The organism is Pandoraea sp. 64-18, from assembly GCF_001899225.1.
Lineage (GTDB): Bacteria > Pseudomonadota > Gammaproteobacteria > Burkholderiales > Burkholderiaceae > Pandoraea > Pandoraea cepalis.
The window spans coordinates 462,156-476,738 of record NZ_MKVU01000012.1; the positions used below are offsets into that span (position 1 = coordinate 462,156).

General features: G+C 64.0%; 15 protein-coding genes. 8 read left to right on the forward strand and 7 right to left on the reverse strand.

Going from position 1 to position 14,583, the window contains the following annotated elements; genetic code table 11:
• Positions 1 to 2 precede the first annotated feature (2 nt).
• The 4 genes from BGP02_RS10680 to BGP02_RS10695 all read left to right on the forward strand — a co-directional run bounded on the left by BGP02_RS10680 (position 3) and on the right by BGP02_RS10695 (position 3,570).
• Entirely contained in the window at positions 3 to 635 is a 633-nt protein-coding gene (locus BGP02_RS10680) for an SCO family protein (RefSeq protein ID WP_286798466.1), read from the forward strand.
• A 76-nt stretch (positions 636 to 711) separates the two neighbouring features.
• Positions 712 to 1,899, forward strand: coding sequence for a COX15/CtaA family protein (locus BGP02_RS10685; protein ID WP_017232680.1), 1,188 nt, complete (start codon positions 712 to 714; stop codon positions 1,897 to 1,899).
• A gap of 18 nt (positions 1,900 to 1,917) precedes the next feature.
• Positions 1,918 to 2,823: a heme o synthase gene (cyoE, locus tag BGP02_RS10690; RefSeq protein WP_017232679.1), complete on the forward strand. Its 906-nt coding sequence runs from the start codon at positions 1,918 to 1,920 to the stop codon at positions 2,821 to 2,823.
• Positions 2,824 to 2,967: 144 nt separating this feature from the next.
• A complete protein-coding gene (locus BGP02_RS10695; RefSeq protein WP_026131723.1) occupies positions 2,968 to 3,570 on the forward strand; it encodes an SCO family protein in 603 nt (200 codons plus the stop codon).
• Between the two features lie 86 nt (positions 3,571 to 3,656).
• Here BGP02_RS10695 and cydX read toward each other — a convergent pair whose 3' ends face one another.
• The 5 genes from cydX to rpoH all read right to left on the reverse strand — a co-directional run bounded on the left by cydX (position 3,657) and on the right by rpoH (position 8,196).
• Positions 3,657 to 3,779, reverse strand: coding sequence for a cytochrome bd-I oxidase subunit CydX (gene cydX / locus BGP02_RS10700; RefSeq protein ID WP_017232677.1), 123 nt, complete (start codon positions 3,777 to 3,779; stop codon positions 3,657 to 3,659).
• Positions 3,780 to 3,794: 15 nt separating this feature from the next.
• On the reverse strand, positions 3,795 to 4,931 hold the full coding sequence (gene cydB / locus BGP02_RS10705) for a cytochrome d ubiquinol oxidase subunit II (RefSeq protein ID WP_286798499.1): 1,137 nt from the start codon (positions 4,929 to 4,931) through the stop codon (positions 3,795 to 3,797).
• A gap of 27 nt (positions 4,932 to 4,958) precedes the next feature.
• On the reverse strand, positions 4,959 to 6,563 hold the full coding sequence (locus BGP02_RS10710) for a cytochrome ubiquinol oxidase subunit I (RefSeq protein WP_017232675.1): 1,605 nt from the start codon (positions 6,561 to 6,563) through the stop codon (positions 4,959 to 4,961).
• Positions 6,553 to 6,873: a cytochrome oxidase putative small subunit CydP gene (gene cydP / locus BGP02_RS10715; RefSeq protein WP_017232674.1), complete on the reverse strand. Its 321-nt coding sequence runs from the start codon at positions 6,871 to 6,873 to the stop codon at positions 6,553 to 6,555. The genes BGP02_RS10710 and cydP overlap by 11 nt, the downstream gene beginning before the upstream one ends.
• A 384-nt stretch (positions 6,874 to 7,257) precedes the next feature.
• Positions 7,258 to 8,196, reverse strand: coding sequence for an RNA polymerase sigma factor RpoH (gene rpoH / locus BGP02_RS10720; protein ID WP_026131720.1), 939 nt, complete (start codon positions 8,194 to 8,196; stop codon positions 7,258 to 7,260).
• A 220-nt stretch (positions 8,197 to 8,416) separates the two neighbouring features.
• Here rpoH and BGP02_RS10725 point away from each other — a divergent pair, with 220 nt between their 5' ends.
• On the forward strand, positions 8,417 to 8,800 hold the full coding sequence (locus BGP02_RS10725; RefSeq protein WP_017232672.1) for a nuclear transport factor 2 family protein: 384 nt from the start codon (positions 8,417 to 8,419) through the stop codon (positions 8,798 to 8,800).
• Between the two features lie 201 nt (positions 8,801 to 9,001).
• On the opposite strand, the gene ybiB is transcribed toward BGP02_RS10725, so the two are convergent.
• A complete protein-coding gene (gene ybiB, locus BGP02_RS10730; RefSeq protein WP_261939302.1) occupies positions 9,002 to 9,958 on the reverse strand; it encodes a DNA-binding protein YbiB in 957 nt (318 codons plus the stop codon).
• Between the two features lie 198 nt (positions 9,959 to 10,156).
• Between ybiB and maiA the strand changes: the two genes are divergently transcribed.
• Positions 10,157 to 10,804: a maleylacetoacetate isomerase gene (gene maiA, locus BGP02_RS10735; RefSeq protein WP_286798471.1), complete on the forward strand. Its 648-nt coding sequence runs from the start codon at positions 10,157 to 10,159 to the stop codon at positions 10,802 to 10,804.
• Positions 10,805 to 10,812: 8 nt separating this feature from the next.
• A complete protein-coding gene (locus BGP02_RS10740) occupies positions 10,813 to 11,439 on the forward strand; it encodes a LysE/ArgO family amino acid transporter (RefSeq protein WP_017232669.1) in 627 nt (208 codons plus the stop codon).
• Between the two features lie 117 nt (positions 11,440 to 11,556).
• Here BGP02_RS10740 and ftsY read toward each other — a convergent pair whose 3' ends face one another.
• A complete protein-coding gene (gene ftsY / locus BGP02_RS10745) occupies positions 11,557 to 12,990 on the reverse strand; it encodes a signal recognition particle-docking protein FtsY (RefSeq protein ID WP_286798472.1) in 1,434 nt (477 codons plus the stop codon).
• 171 nt (positions 12,991 to 13,161) lie between these two features.
• On the opposite strand from ftsY, the gene BGP02_RS10750 reads away from it, so the two are divergent.
• Entirely contained in the window at positions 13,162 to 14,580 is a 1,419-nt protein-coding gene (locus BGP02_RS10750; protein WP_017232667.1) for a M16 family metallopeptidase, read from the forward strand.
• Positions 14,581 to 14,583 lie beyond the last annotated feature (3 nt).

Below are 14,583 nucleotides of genomic sequence, written 5' to 3' on the forward strand. Positions count from 1 at the left end.
ACATGAGTACAGAGGTGAATCCCGGGCACGCCGACGGCCCCGCCATCGACCCGGCGCAGCGACGCCGAGCGCGGCGTATGTTGGTGCTGCTGTTCGTCGTGTGTGCGGCGCCGGCGTTGGCGGCGTACCTGATGTATTACGTCTTCAAGCCGCAGGGCGGCACGTCGGCCTACGGCAAGCTGATCGAGCCGCAGCGCCCGCTGCCCGCGCTGGTGGCGCGCGACGACGAGACGGGGCAGACGCTGCTGCTGTCGTCGCTCAAAGGCAAGTGGCTGATGATCAGCGCGGACACGGCCGCTTGCGACGAGAATTGCGTGAGCAAGCTCTTCTACATGCGGCAGATTCGCGTGTTGCAGGGCAATGAGCGCACGCGCGTGGAAACGCTCTGGCTGGTGACGGATGCCGCCTCCGTGCCGCAGAAAATCGACAGCGCGTATCCGGACACGCGCCGTCTGCGCGTCGATCCTGCCGCACTGGCCGCCTGGCTGCCAACGCAGGACGGCACCCAGGTGAGCGACCACATCTATCTGGTCGATCCGCTGGGCAACCTGATGATGGCGTTCCCGAAGCACGCCGACCCGAGCAAGATCAAGCGCGATCTGTCGCGCCTGCTCAAGTGGTCGGGAACGGGTTGAGGGGCGAGACCCGACAACTGCAACGAGACCGTGTGCAATGGCGCACCGGACATGACGAAGACCTGACGTAAAACCGATGCTTTACCTTCTGGAACTGGGCTTTATCGGCCTGTGTATCGCGGTGCTGCCGCTGGGCTGGGTGCTGCTGCGCCGCGACGCGAACAAATACCGCAAACTGGCCTGGGTAACGACCTTTCTCACGCTCGACCTGATCATGTTCGGCGGCTTCACGCGGCTCACGGATTCGGGGCTCGGGTGTCCTGACTGGCCGGGCTGCTACGGCACGTCGTCGCCGTTCGCCGCCCATGCGGACATTCATGCCGCGCAGTTGCTGCTGCCGAGCGGTCCGGTGACGTTCGTCAAGGCGTGGATCGAGATGGTTCACCGCTACTTTGCCATGGCCGTGGGCGTGCTCATCATTGCGCTGATGGTGACGGCCTGGGTGAAGCGACGCGAACTGAAGCAGTCACCCTGGCTCGCCACCTGGCTGTTTGTGCTCGTTTGCGTGCAGGGTGCGTTCGGCGCCTGGACCGTCACGATGAAGCTTCAGCCAGTGATCGTCTCGACACATTTGATGTTGGCGCTCACTTTATTGGCGTCGCTCGTTTGGTTGGCATCGCGCCAGATGCCGCTCGCCAGCGTGGCGGCCGACCCCGGCGCGCTGCGCTGGCGCTGGGCCGCCCTCTTCGGACTGGTGTTGCTGGTGTTCCAGATCGCGCTCGGTGGATGGGTGAGCACCAACTACGCAGTGCTTGCCTGTACCGATTTCCCGACGTGTCAGGGCCAATGGGTGCCGCCGATGGACTTCCATAACGGCTTCAGGCTCTGGCGCGCGCTGGGGAAAACGGCCGGTGGCGAGGTGATTCCCATGGACGCGCTGGTCGCGATCCATTGGGTGCACCGCACGTTCGCGGTGGTGGTGGTGGCGTATCTGGCCTGGCTGGCGAGCCGGTTGCGACGTTTTGCCGCGCTCAGAAAGCCATCGATCCTGGTATTGATCCTGGTGTTCGTGCAATTCGCGACCGGATTGTCGAACATCGTTTTCCAATGGCCGCTGCTCAACGCCATCGCCCACAACGGCGGGGCGGCGATCCTGCTGCTATTGCTCGTTATGTTAAACTTCCGCATCCGCGCCGCCAAAACGGCGTTAATGGCGGCCCGCCTGAGCGATCAGGCTGATGACCTTCCGGCCTGCCAGAAGCCCCTCCCAGCAGCGCAGCCGGCTGCCGCTCCACTCGCCGGCGCCCCGACTGGCTCGGCGTAGCGCATTGCCTCTGAGTGTATGAAAAGCACGACCCTTCCCCATCCGCCAGCGAGCCGTATCGCACAATACTGGGCATTGACCAAGCCCCGTGTGACGCAGCTCGCCGTGTTCTGCGCCGTGATCGGCATGTTCCTGTCCACGCGGGGCATGGTGCCGCTCCAGGTGCTGATCGGCGGCACCCTCGGTATCTGGCTGCTGGCTGGATCCGCCTTCGCCGTGAATTGCCTGATCGAGCAACGCGTCGACGCGCTGATGCGCCGCACGGCGTGGCGGCCGTCCGCTCGTGGCGAGATCGCGCCGTGGCAGATCATCGTCTTCTCGACGATCCTCGGCGCAGCCGGCATGGCGGTGCTCTATACGTTTACCAATGCGTTGACGATGTGGCTCACATTGGCCACATTCGTCGGCTATGCGCTGATCTATACCATCATCCTCAAGCCGTCCACGCCGCAGAACATCGTGATCGGCGGCGCGTCGGGGGCCATGCCGCCGGCGCTCGGCTGGGCCGCGGCCACCGGCGCCGTGCCGGCGGATGCCTGGATACTGGTGCTCATCATCTTCGTCTGGACGCCGCCACATTTCTGGGCGCTCGCGCTCTATCGCCGTCAGGATTACGTGAATTCGGGGCTGCCCATGCTGCCGATCACGCACGGCGAGAAATACACGCGTCTGCAAATCCTGCTCTACAGTGTGGTGCTCTTCGCGGTGTCCCTGCTACCGTTCGCGCATCGCATGAGCGGTTACGTGTACCTGATTTCGGCGGTCGTGCTCTCGGGCATCTTCCTCGGCTACGCGATCAAGCTGTGGCGCCACTATTCCGATGCGCTCTCGCGATCGATGTTCCGCTACTCGATCATCTACCTGTCGCTGCTGTTTGCCGCACTGCTGGTGGATCATTACGTTCAGATCTTCCTGCTCGGCTAAGCCCTTGCCGTTGGCGTTGCAGTCACGGGTTCGTGGTCCACAGTCGTTTGAGTCACGATGACAGGCGCGTTACGGTATTCCTGGCCGGCGCGCCTGTTGTCTTTGCGCGACGCATTTTTTCATCCGTTTTTGGGGTATTCGTTCATGAATCTGGCTGTCATCTGGTTGCGTCGCGCGCTGTTGCTGATGGGACTCACCGTGCTGCTCGCCGCCTGCGGCAACGACGGCCCGACGTTCCAGAGTCTCGATATCACCGGCAACAAGGCGTTTGCACAAAACTTCTCGCTGCAGGATCCGCAGGGCAAGACGCGCACGCTCGCCGACTATAAGGGCAAGGCGGTGGTGCTGTTCTTCGGCTACACGCATTGCCCAGACGTTTGCCCGACCACGATGGCGCAGCTCAATCAGGTCATGCAGAAGCTCGGTCCGGACGCGCAACGCGTGCAGGTCGTGTTCGTGACCGTCGATCCGCAGCGCGATACGCCGGAACTGATGGGGCAGTATGCGCCTGCGTTCAACCCGACGTTCGTGGGGCTGCGTCCGGCCGACGATGCGGCGCTCAAGGCCGTTACCCAGTCGTTCCGCGTCGTGGTGAACAAGGTGGAAGGCTCCACGCCGACCAACTACACCATCGACCATACCGCGGGCATCTATGTCTTCGACCCGAGCGGTCAGTTGCGCCTGTTCATGCGTCCCGACGAATCGGTCGATGCGATGGCCAAGGATCTGCACACGTTGCTGAGCTGAGTCGGCATCGCGCGTGGCGTACAAAAAAATCGCGCCCCTCGGGGCGCGATTTTCACTTCTGCCGACCCGGCCCCGAGCGGGAGCGCTCAGGGGCCATTGCCTTCCTGACTGCGGCGTTCGAGGTCGTCATGCGCTTCGAACCACATCACATTGATGATGCCGAACGCGAGCGCGAGGCCGAGGCCGAGAATCCAAGAGAAGTACCACATGTCGCGACTCCTTGATCAATACATCGTGTGCGGGTTGTCGTTGACCGTCTCGATCGTCACGCGTCCACGAATCACGCGATACACCCAGCCGGTGTAGAGCAGGACGATGGGCAGGAAGACGACGACGGCGATGAGCATGATTTGCAGCGTGAGCTGACTCGAGGTGGCGTCCCAGACCGTCAGGCTGTTGCCGGGCACAGTAGCCGAGGGCATCACGAACGGGAACATCGAGAAGCCCGCGGTGAGGATGATGCCAGCCATCATCAGGCCAGTGACGACGAACGTCCACGCGTAGGCCCGGCTGGTCGCCAGCAGGGCCGCGAGCAGGGCGCACAAACAGGCAACGATCGGTGCCGCCATCATCCACGGGTACGTCTGATAGTTCGAGAGCCAAAGGCCGGGCCCCGTCGTGACCTGCTTCAGGAGCGGGTTGGCCGGCGAGTCGGTCGCGGCCATCTTCGTGATGGCGAAACCGTCGACATGCGTGGCGACGAGCACGCCCGCCGCGAGGAACAGCAGCAGCGTGCCCAGCGCGGTGAGGCGCATGATGCGTCCGGCGCGTTCGGCCACGATCGGATCGGCCTTCATGCGCAGATGGGCCGCGCCGTGCGTGAGCAGCATCAGCAGGCTCACGAGGCCGCACAGCAGCGCGAACGGATTGAGCAGCGCCCAGAACGAGCCGGTGTACGTGGAGCGCATGGTGTCGTCGAACGAGAACGGCAGGCCGAGCAGCAAGTTACCGAAGGCCACGCCGAACACCAGCGACGGCACCACGCTGCCGGCGAACAGCGCCCAGTCCCACGAATTGCGCCAGCGTGCACTCGGCAGCTTGTTGCGGTAGTCGAAGCCGACCGGGCGCAGGAACAACGCGAAGAGCACGAGCAGCAGCGCCCAGTACAAGCCCGAGAACGCCGCCGCGTAGACGAGCGGCCAGGCGGCGAACATGGCGCCGCCCGCCGTCACGAACCAGACCTGGTTGCCTTCCCAGGTGGGCGCGACCGTATTGATGATGACGCGGCGCTCCGCGTCGGTCTTGCCCAGGAAGGGCAGCAGCGTGGCCGTGCCCATGTCGAACCCGTCGAAGAAGGCGAAGCCGATCAGCAGTACGCCGATGAGCACCCACCAGACCAGCTTGAGTACGGTGTAATCGATCATCATGATGTGGTGTCTCCCTGACGATCAGACCGAAGCCGTCGGACGCTTGCCAACCATGGCCGCGCCGTCGGTCCCTTCGGTCTCGAAGTGATAGCGGCCGGTGTGCAGCGACGACGGGCCGAGCTTGACGTACTTCACCATCAGGAACATTTCGACGATGAGCAACGCGGTGTAGAAGATGATGAAGCCCGCGAGGCTCAGGTACAGGTCGGTTGCCGAGAGCGACGAGACCGAAAGGTGGGTCGGCAGCACGCCGGCGATGGTCCACGGCTGACGCCCCATCTCGGCGACGATCCACCCGAATTCGATGGCGATCCACGGCAGCGGAATCGCCCACACCGTCCAGCGCAGGAACCACGCCGAGCGAGGCTTGAGCAGACGACGACGTGCGCACAGCCAGAACGCCCAGAGGAACGTGAACAGGAACAGGAAGCCCAGCGCGACCATGACGCGGAACGACCAGAACACGGGCGCGACGGCCGGAATCGTATCGTTGGCGGCCAGGCGGATCTGCTCAGGCGTGGCGTCGACGACGTTCGGCGTGTACTTCTTGAGCAGCAGACCGTAGCCGAGATCGTCCTTGTATTTGTCGAACTCGGCGTGCATGGCCGGCGACGTGTCGCCGCCGCGCAGCTTCTCGAGGGCCGCGAAGGCGAGCATGCCGCGCCGGATGTTCTCCTCGTGTTCGTCGCGCAATTGCGTGAGGCCGATCACCGGCGTGTCGATCGAGCGCGTGGCGATCAGGCCCATCGCCCAGGGAATCTTCACCGCATAGTCCGTGCGCGCTTCCTTCTGGTTCGGGAAGCCGAACAGCGTGAACGATGCAGGCGGCTTGGCCGTCTCCCATTCCGCTTCGATGGCGGCGAGCTTGACCTTCTGCACTTCGCCCGTGGTGTAGCCCGATTCGTCGCCGAGCACGATGACCGACAGCGTCGAGGCCAGACCAAAGCCGGCCGCGACGGCGAAGGAGCGCAGCGCGAACGGCACGTCACGGCGCTTGAGCAGGTACCAGGCCGAGATGCCGAGCACGAACATGGCGGCGGTGACGTAGCCGGCCGAGAGCGTGTGCACGAACTTCACCTGGGCCACGGGGTTGAAGATCACGTCCCAGATACTGGTCAACTCCATGCGCATGGTCTCGTAGTTGAAGTGCGCGCCGACCGGATTGTTCATCCAGCCGTTGGCCACGAGAATCCACAACGCCGAGAGGTTCGAGCCCAGTGCCACCGCGAACGTGGTGGCCAGGTGGCCGATGCGCGAGAGCTTGTTCCAGCCGAAGAAGAACAGGCCGACGAACGTGGCTTCGAGAAAGAACGCCATCAGGCCTTCAATCGCAAGTGGCACGCCGAAGATGTCGCCCACATAGTGCGAGTAGTACGCCCAGTTGGTGCCAAACTGGAATTCGAGCGTGAGGCCGGTGGTCACGCCCATCGCGAAGTTGATCAGAAAGAGCTTGCCCCAGAACTGGGTCATGTCCTTGTAGATCGGCTTGCCGGTCATCACGTAGACCGATTCCATGATGACAAGCAGCCACGACAGGCCCAGGGTGAGCGGGACAAACAGGAAGTGATACAACGCCGTTATGGCGAACTGCAGGCGCGAGAGGTCAACGACTTCGCTACTGATCATGGCGGACACCTTGACTTGGGGTGGGGGATGGCGCTTCGACGGCTTGCGGCCCGATCAGGGCGCGCGCCACGACATCCGGCGGCAATTGCATGTGCTTGGCCATCGGAGCGTCGAAGAACGCGTGCTTCAGGATGAAAAGGAGTGCTACCTTGATCGCGAGGACGATCAGGATTTCGAACATGAAGCGGGACGGGCGGTTGCGCCAGCGCTGCATCGCCCAGGCACGCAGGGCGGCGATGGCAGGACGCGACGCCGCGACAGGCGCGGCCGTGGCGGGAGGCTTCAGACTGCTAGGAGAGTGGGTGTCCATCCGTGACGGCTCCTGGCGTCGAAAGTCGTTGTGTCGGAAACCGCGTCGACTTTCGCCGCATTTTGCCTCATCGCTTGAAAATGTCAAACCGCGGCGCGGGGGCGGATGACACGCCGACGACGCCAGTTCGATGCGGATTCGAAACACGGGTCCGGCGCAGCGAACGGCCCCCGGGCCGTCCTTCGCACGTAGCATGGCCACGTACAGACAGATTGATTCTATCGACCGCGCTCGCCGACGACATTGCGATGCATCAAGTTCGACGCAAATGAAGCGCGAACTTTCGAAGTCCAATAAAAAAACCCCGTGGATCTCACGGGGTTTCGGTGCCGGCGATGTCGTGTGGCAACGTGTCGCATTGCCGTCGACAATCCGATCGAGGTGTTACGCCGAGGCTTGCAGCGCGCCCTTCATCTTCTTCATTGCGGCGACTTCGATCTGACGGATGCGCTCGGCAGACACGCCGAATTCGTCTGCCAGCTCGTGCAGCGTGGCGCCGCCGCTGCCGTCGTCGGCCACCGACAGCCAGCGCGCTTCGATGATGCGGCGGCTGCGTGCGTCGAGACGGCCGAGGGCCGTTTGCAGGCCATCGCTTTGCAGACGGTCGCGCTCGCGTGCGGCGATCACGGCGGTCGGCTCCTGGTGCGAGTCGGCCAGATACGCGATGGGGGCGAAGCTTGCGCTGTCGCTGTCGTCGCTATGCCCTTCGAGGGCGATATCGCCGCCCGACATGCGCGTTTCCATCTCGACGACGTCTTCGCGCTTGACGTTCAGATCGCGGGCGACCTGATCGATCTCGTCCGGCGTGAACGCCTGCAGGCCTTGCTTCTGGCTGCGCAGATTGAAGAACAGCTTGCGCTGGGCCTTGGTCGTCGCAACCTTGACCGTGCGCCAATTGCGCAGCACATACTCGTGAATCTCGGCCTTGATCCAATGCATGGCGTACGACACGAGTCGCACCCCCTGGGTCGGATCGAAGCGCTTGACGGCTTTCATCAGGCCGATGTTGCCTTCCTGGATCAGGTCGGCGTGCGGCAGACCGTAGCCGAGGTAGTTACGCGCGATCGACACCACCAGGCGCAGGTGCGAGAGCACGAGCTGACGGGCGGCTTCGAGGTCGTCGTTCTCGCGCAGACGCTTGGCAAGCGACTGCTCTTCCTCGGCGGTAAGCAGCGGAATACGATGGACGGCTTGAATATAGCTTTCGATATTGCCCAGACTGCCCGGCAGCATCAATGCAGACGGGGCAAACGCAAGGGCTCGCGAAGTCGGCGCCGTGCCGGTGGCCGGCGTCGTCGGATGCAAAGTGGCGGCAGTACTCAAGTGGCAGACTCCTGGTTAGCCTCTGGAAAGCATTTTAGCACTCTCTTCGAATGAGTGCTAAAGACGTTAGAACCCTTACCGGGCGGGAAGTTTCCGCAATCTCGGGGTTTTCCAGCACCCCCCATCAAACGGGGAAAGTCACTGGCGCAAACGTCACGCGGATGGTGTAAATTGCAACCCAAGCCGCGCGCGTTTGGGGCGAAGACGACGGGAGGTCGACATGGCGGAGAAGCAAATTGACGCGGTACGCGAACGCGAGTCGGCGCGCTTTGACGCGATGGTCGAAGGGGACGTCGAACAACTCGACGCCCTCTTGGCCGACGGTCTCCACTACGTTCATTCGAATGGCAAACGCGAAAGCAAACGCGAATTTCTCGACGCGCTCACCTCGGGCCGCCGTCGTTACCTCGACATCGATATCCGCGCACAGGAACTGCGCCAGTTCGGCGACACCGTGGTCGTCACGGGCAAGCTGAAGGTCGAACTGGAAACCGCCACCGGCTCGCTCGAGTCGCAAATGGCTTATACGGCGGTGCACGTGCTTGAGGCCAACGAATGGCACCTCATTTCGTGGCAGGCGACTCGCATGGCGTCGACCGACTGAATCGCCAGTATTTCGTCAGGCCGATTAGGCCCCGCGTTCCCCTGGCACTCGCTGGATATGTGCCTCAAAACAGCATATTTGATTAATTTCGGAATGAATTGTTCCGAAAATTATTGATTGTGTTCAGGTGCGGGGCGTCGAAGTCCAGGGGGGGGCCTCGCCGTTGCGCTCGAGCGTCGCTGGAGCGCATGCGACGGCTTTCTATTGGATGCGCCCCAGTGCCTGACGAATCACCTCGACTTGCCGGGCGATCGGCGCGGGCACGGCAACGGTGCCGGCCAGCACCGCTTCAATCCACTGCGCGGTTGCCGGTGCGTCGGCCGCCGGGAGCATCGGCGGCGTGCCCGTCGCGCCGTCTTCCGCTTCCTGCCAAAGTTGGTAAGCCCCATCCGAAAAGCCGTCGATGGCGGCCTGACGGCGCGCATCCGCGACCGGTTCACCTTCCGTGCCCCGCGCGAGCAGCACGCCCGGCGCCGGACTGTTGGCCGCGTCGGCAAACATCTCACTGAGCGTTTCGCGATATTCCGGGTGCGTGTAATTCACGAGCCGCAACGCGGGACCGGCAAACGGCTGCAACAACTTCACCACGGTGTGGCCGGAGTTGCGAACACCCAGCGCCGAACGCATCTCCAGCAGTCGCTCCAGCGCCGGGGAAAGCGCCGCAATCGGCAGATAGGCGACACGACGCGTTCGCAGTGCCGCCTCGGCCTCGGTCGCCGATTGACAGGCGGCATGACCCAGTGCGGTAAAGATCGCCTGGGAGCCCACGCGATTCGCGCCGCTGTGATGCTGACCGTGCACGAGTACCGGAATCCCCTCGCGGGCGAGCAGCAAGGCAAGCAGCGGCGTGAGGTTCGGTTGCTTGCGCGCGCCGTTGTAACTGGGCAGCAGCACCGGTGGCGGGGCGTCGGTGGGGGCGATGAGCGGCGTAAATGTCGCGTGTGCGGCGTCGAGCATCGCGCGCAGTTCGACCGGCGTTTCCCCCTTGATGCGATAGGCGATCAGAACCCCGCCCAGCTCAGCCGGGGCCACGCGGCCGGCGAGGATGGCGTCGAACAGGGTACGCGTCTCGTCGGCGTTGAGTGCCCGTGCGCCTTTCGCCCCGCGAGCGATGATTTTGAGCAGCGGTGCACAGGCGAAAGGAGCGGCAGAGGTCATGGCACGTCGGTGTTGGGGTCGCGGGGGCGGTGCAGGGGACGGGCGAGCCGCTGTGATCCTGCCGCCGGATATCCATCCATCATACGCAATCAAGTGTCATCGCGGCCAGCGCTTGAAGTACCATTTCGTGTTCAGACGCGGCCCCTGAGGCTTGACGCCGGCGCCGCGCCTTCCCCAATCTCGCCTCCGAGGTCAGCCATGTCCACGCTGTATAGCTATTTCCGCAGTTCCGCCGCGTATCGCGTGCGGATCGCCCTGAATTTGAAGGGCCTCGATTACGAGACCGTGCCGGTGCATCTGGTGCGCGAAGGCGGCGAGCAGCGCAAACCGGCGTACCTTGCGCTCAACGTCAACGGATTGGTGCCGACGTTCGTCGACGAGGGTGTGAACCTTCATCAATCGCTGGCCATCATCGAGTATCTCGAAGACGTGCATCCGACGCCTGCGCTGCTGCCGGCCGACCCGGTGGCGCGCGCTCAGGTGCGGGCACTGGCGCTCGACATCGCCGCGGACATCCACCCGATCGACAACCTGCGCGTGCTGCGTTACCTCAAGCACGACCTGGGGGTGACCGACGCGCAGAAGGATGCGTGGTATGTCCACTGGGTCGTGGAGGGTTTCACGGCGCTGGAAGCCCGCCTGGCGGCGCAGTCGCCGCACGGCAGGTTCACCTTTGGCGACACCCCGACGCTCGCGGATTGCTGCCTCGTGCCGCAGGTCTACAACGCGAACCGATTCAAGGTAGACATGACGCGCTTCCCGCGAATTGCCGCCGTCAACGCGCACTGCCTGGCACTTGACGCCTTCCGCCGGGCCACGCCAGAAGCGCAACCCGACGCCGAGTAAGCCGCACGATGGTCGATCCCGCGTTCTGGCGGGGCATGGCGCTGGGCGCCAGCCTCATCATGGCCATTGGCGCGCAGAATGCGTTCGTGCTGCGTCAGGGCATTCTTCGACGCCATGTCGGCGTGGTCGTGGCTGTCTGCGCAATTTGCGACATGGTCTTGATTGCGGCGGGGGTCGCGGGCATGGGCGGTTTGATCGCCGCCTATCCGCGCTTCCTGACGGCCGTGACGTGGGGCGGCGCCGCGTTTCTGTTCTGGTACGGTCTGCGCGCGTGGCGTGCCGCGTTGCGCGGTGCGGGCGCCTTGCAGGCCGACGGCAGCCGCGCGGCTACGCAGGACATGACCTGGCAGCGAGCGTTCGTGCTCGTGTTGATGCTCTCGTTACTCAATCCGCACGTTTATCTCGACACGGTGATTCTGTTGGGCGGCATCGGCGCGCGCGAGGTGCCGCCCGGGAATGCGTGGTTTGCCGTGGGCGCGATGACCGCCTCCGTTTTGTGGTTCACCACGCTCGGCTATGGCGCCCGGTTGCTTGCGCCGCTGTTTGCGCGCGCGCGAGCATGGCAGATCCTCGATGGGATCGTCGGCATGATGATGTGGGGGCTCTGCGCAGGACTCGTCGCGCAGCAGTGGTAATGCGTTGTTATCGGGCGGCGCTGTCTTGCGTCGCCGGAAAAGGCAACGGCCCGCCCCGTGATGCGGGCGGGCCGTTGGCATTGTGGCCGGCGGATGCGCTTGACTGAGTCGGCTGAGTTAGCCGAGCAAGGCGTCGGCGAATTCGCGCGCCGAGAACGGCTGCAGATCCTCGACCTTTTCGCCCACGCCGATGAAGTACACCGGCACCGGACGCTGACGCGCAATGGCGGCGAGAATGCCGCCCTTGGCCGTGCCGTCGAGCTTTGTCACGATGAGGCCGGTGAGTTGCAGCGCGTCGTCGAACGCCTTGACCTGCGTGAGCGCGTTTTGTCCCGTGTTGGCGTCGATCACGAGCAGCACCTCGTGCGGTGCGCCCTCGGCAGCTTTGCCCAACACGCGCCTGATCTTCTTCAACTCTTCCATCAGATGCAATTGTGTGGGCAGTCGGCCAGCGGTGTCGGCCATCACGATGTCGATCTTGCGCGCGCGTGCGGCAGTCACAGCGTCGAACACGACGGCGGCCGGGTCGCCGTTCTCCTGTGAGACGACGGCGACGTTGTTGCGCTCGCCCCAGATCGCCAGTTGTTCTCGTGCCGCCGCGCGGAAGGTGTCGCCGGCGGCGAGCAGCACGGACTGGCCGTAGTGCTGGAAGTGTTTGGCGAGCTTGCCGATGCTTGTCGTCTTGCCTGCGCCGTTCACGCCCGCGATCATCACGACCATCGGCGACTCGCGACCGAGAACCAGGCTCTGTTCCAACGGCTGCAGCAATTCGACCAGCAGATCGTGCAGCGCGCGCTTGACCTGCTCGCCTTCGGTCAGCCGGTCAGTCTTGACCTTCTTGCGCAGGGCGCCGATCAGGAAAGCCGTGGCTTCCACGCCGGCGTCGCTCATCAGCAGCGCGTCTTCCAGTTCCTCGAACAGGTTCTCGTCGACTTTCACGCCGATGAAGATGCCCGTGAGACCGGCGCTCGTCTTCGACAGTCCCGCCTTCAGGCGCGTGAGCCAGGAGCGTTTGGCGGCCGGGGCTTGGGCCGGGGCCGCGACGATCTCGCCGATGGCGTCGCCGTGGGCATCCTTGACAACGACGGCCGGGGGCGGTGCGGCCGGCTCGATCGACGATATCGGCGCAATGGGCTCAATCGGCTCAATCGGCTCAATCGGCTCGACGGGTTCCGCCAGTTCCGCCTGTTCGGGCGCGATTTGCGGCGCAATCGTGGGTGTGGACTGCGCCGGCGTGATGAGCGATGGGACATTCGCCTGCGCCGGCTCGGACGGCACCGCATTTTGGACCGGGGTGACGGGCGGGGGCGCGGCGTCGATGGGTGCGGTGGGTGCCTGCGCGGCTTCGGCCGGCACGCTAGCGGGCACGACGGCCGGTGCGATGTCGGCCTTCGCCGCAGCGTCTTCGACCGGCAAGCTTGGCGAAGCGGGCGTTTCCGGGATTTCCGGCGATGGCGCCAGCGCGTCGGACGCGAGGGATTCGGTCGATGCGGGACTCGTCTCGGCGGCTTTGTTACCGCCCGACTTGAAGCGCTTGAAGAAACTGAACATGGGGTGAAGAACTCGACGTGGGCGCACGCGGTCAGCGTGCGTCTGTGATTTGTCTTGCCATTCGCGTCGCACAAAACGCCCTACAATGGGCGGGTCGTGATTTCCGACGCGGGAAATGCGACGTATTTTATCAGACGCGAATCAACGTCCGTGACGGGCGAAAGGGGATCCATGACGGGAACCATGCGCTGGCGACATACCTTGGCCGGACTCATCCTGGCCAGTGTGGCATGCCTGAGCCAGGCCGCCGACACCGCCGGCAGCAAAACGGCGGATAACACGTCGGAATTCACGTTATCGAACGGGTTGCGGCTGATCGTGCGCGAAGACCACCGGGCACCGACGGTGGCCCATGTGGTTTGGTATCGCGCGGGCTCGCTCGACGAATTCAACGGCACGACAGGTGTGGCCCACGTGCTCGAACACATGATGTTCAAGGGCACCAAGGCTGTCGGGCCGGGCCAGTTTTCGCGTCAGGTGGCGGCGCTGGGTGGCCGCGAAAATGCGTTCACCAGCAAGGACTACACCGGCTACTTCGAGCAGACGGAGAAGTCGCGTCTGCCGGAGATGATGCGTCTCGAGGCCGACCGCATGGCCAACCTCACGCTCTCCGGCGACGAGTTCGCCAAAGAGATTCAGGTGGTCATGGAGGAGCGCCGGCTGCGCACGGACGATCAGCCGCGCGCATTGCTCTACGAGCAACTGATGGCCTCGGCGCTCGTTGCCAATCCCTATCGTCGCCCAATCGTCGGCTGGATGGACGACCTTCAGCACATGACCGTCCAGGACGCACGCGACTGGTATGCGCGCTGGTATGCGCCGAACAATGCGGTGGTGGTCGTGAGCGGCGATGTCGATCCCGCGCAGGTCAAGCAACTCGCCGAGACCTATTACGGCTCGCTCAAGCCGCATGCGTTGCCCGATCGGCGTCCTCAGAACGAGCCGGCACAACTCGGCGTGCGCCGGGTGTTCGTGAAAGCGCCGGCCGAGAATCCACACGTGATGCTCGCGTGGCGTGCGCCCCGTCTGACCGACGTCGAAAAGGACGACGACGTCTATGCGTTGCAGGTGCTCGCCGCCGTGCTCGACGGCTATGGCAATGCGCGTCTGACGAGCCGTCTCGTGCGCGAGCAACGCATCGCGAACGATGTTGGTGCCAACTACGATGGCGTGGGCCGTGGCCCGCAATTCTTCCTTCTCGACGGCACCCCCGCGAAGGACAAGACGCCTGAGCAGCTCGAGAAGGCGCTTCGCGCGCAGGTGGCCGATATTGCGGCGCATGGTGTGACCGCGGCGGAACTTGGGCGGGTGAAGGCGCAGGTCGTTGCCTCGCAAATCTACAAACGCGACTCGGTGTTCGGCCAGGCGATGGAGATCGGTCTGAACGAAATGTCGGGCATCTCGTGGCGGCAGATCGATCGCATGCTCGACAAGGTGAAGGCGGTCACGCCGGCACAGGTGCAGGCGGTGGCCGGCAAGTACTTCGGCGATGCGTCCCTGACTGTGGCGACGCTGGTTCCCCAGCCCATCGACGAAGCGACACGAAAGCGCCGCGCCCAAGGGGCGGAAGACTTGAAGAACATGCGCTGAGAG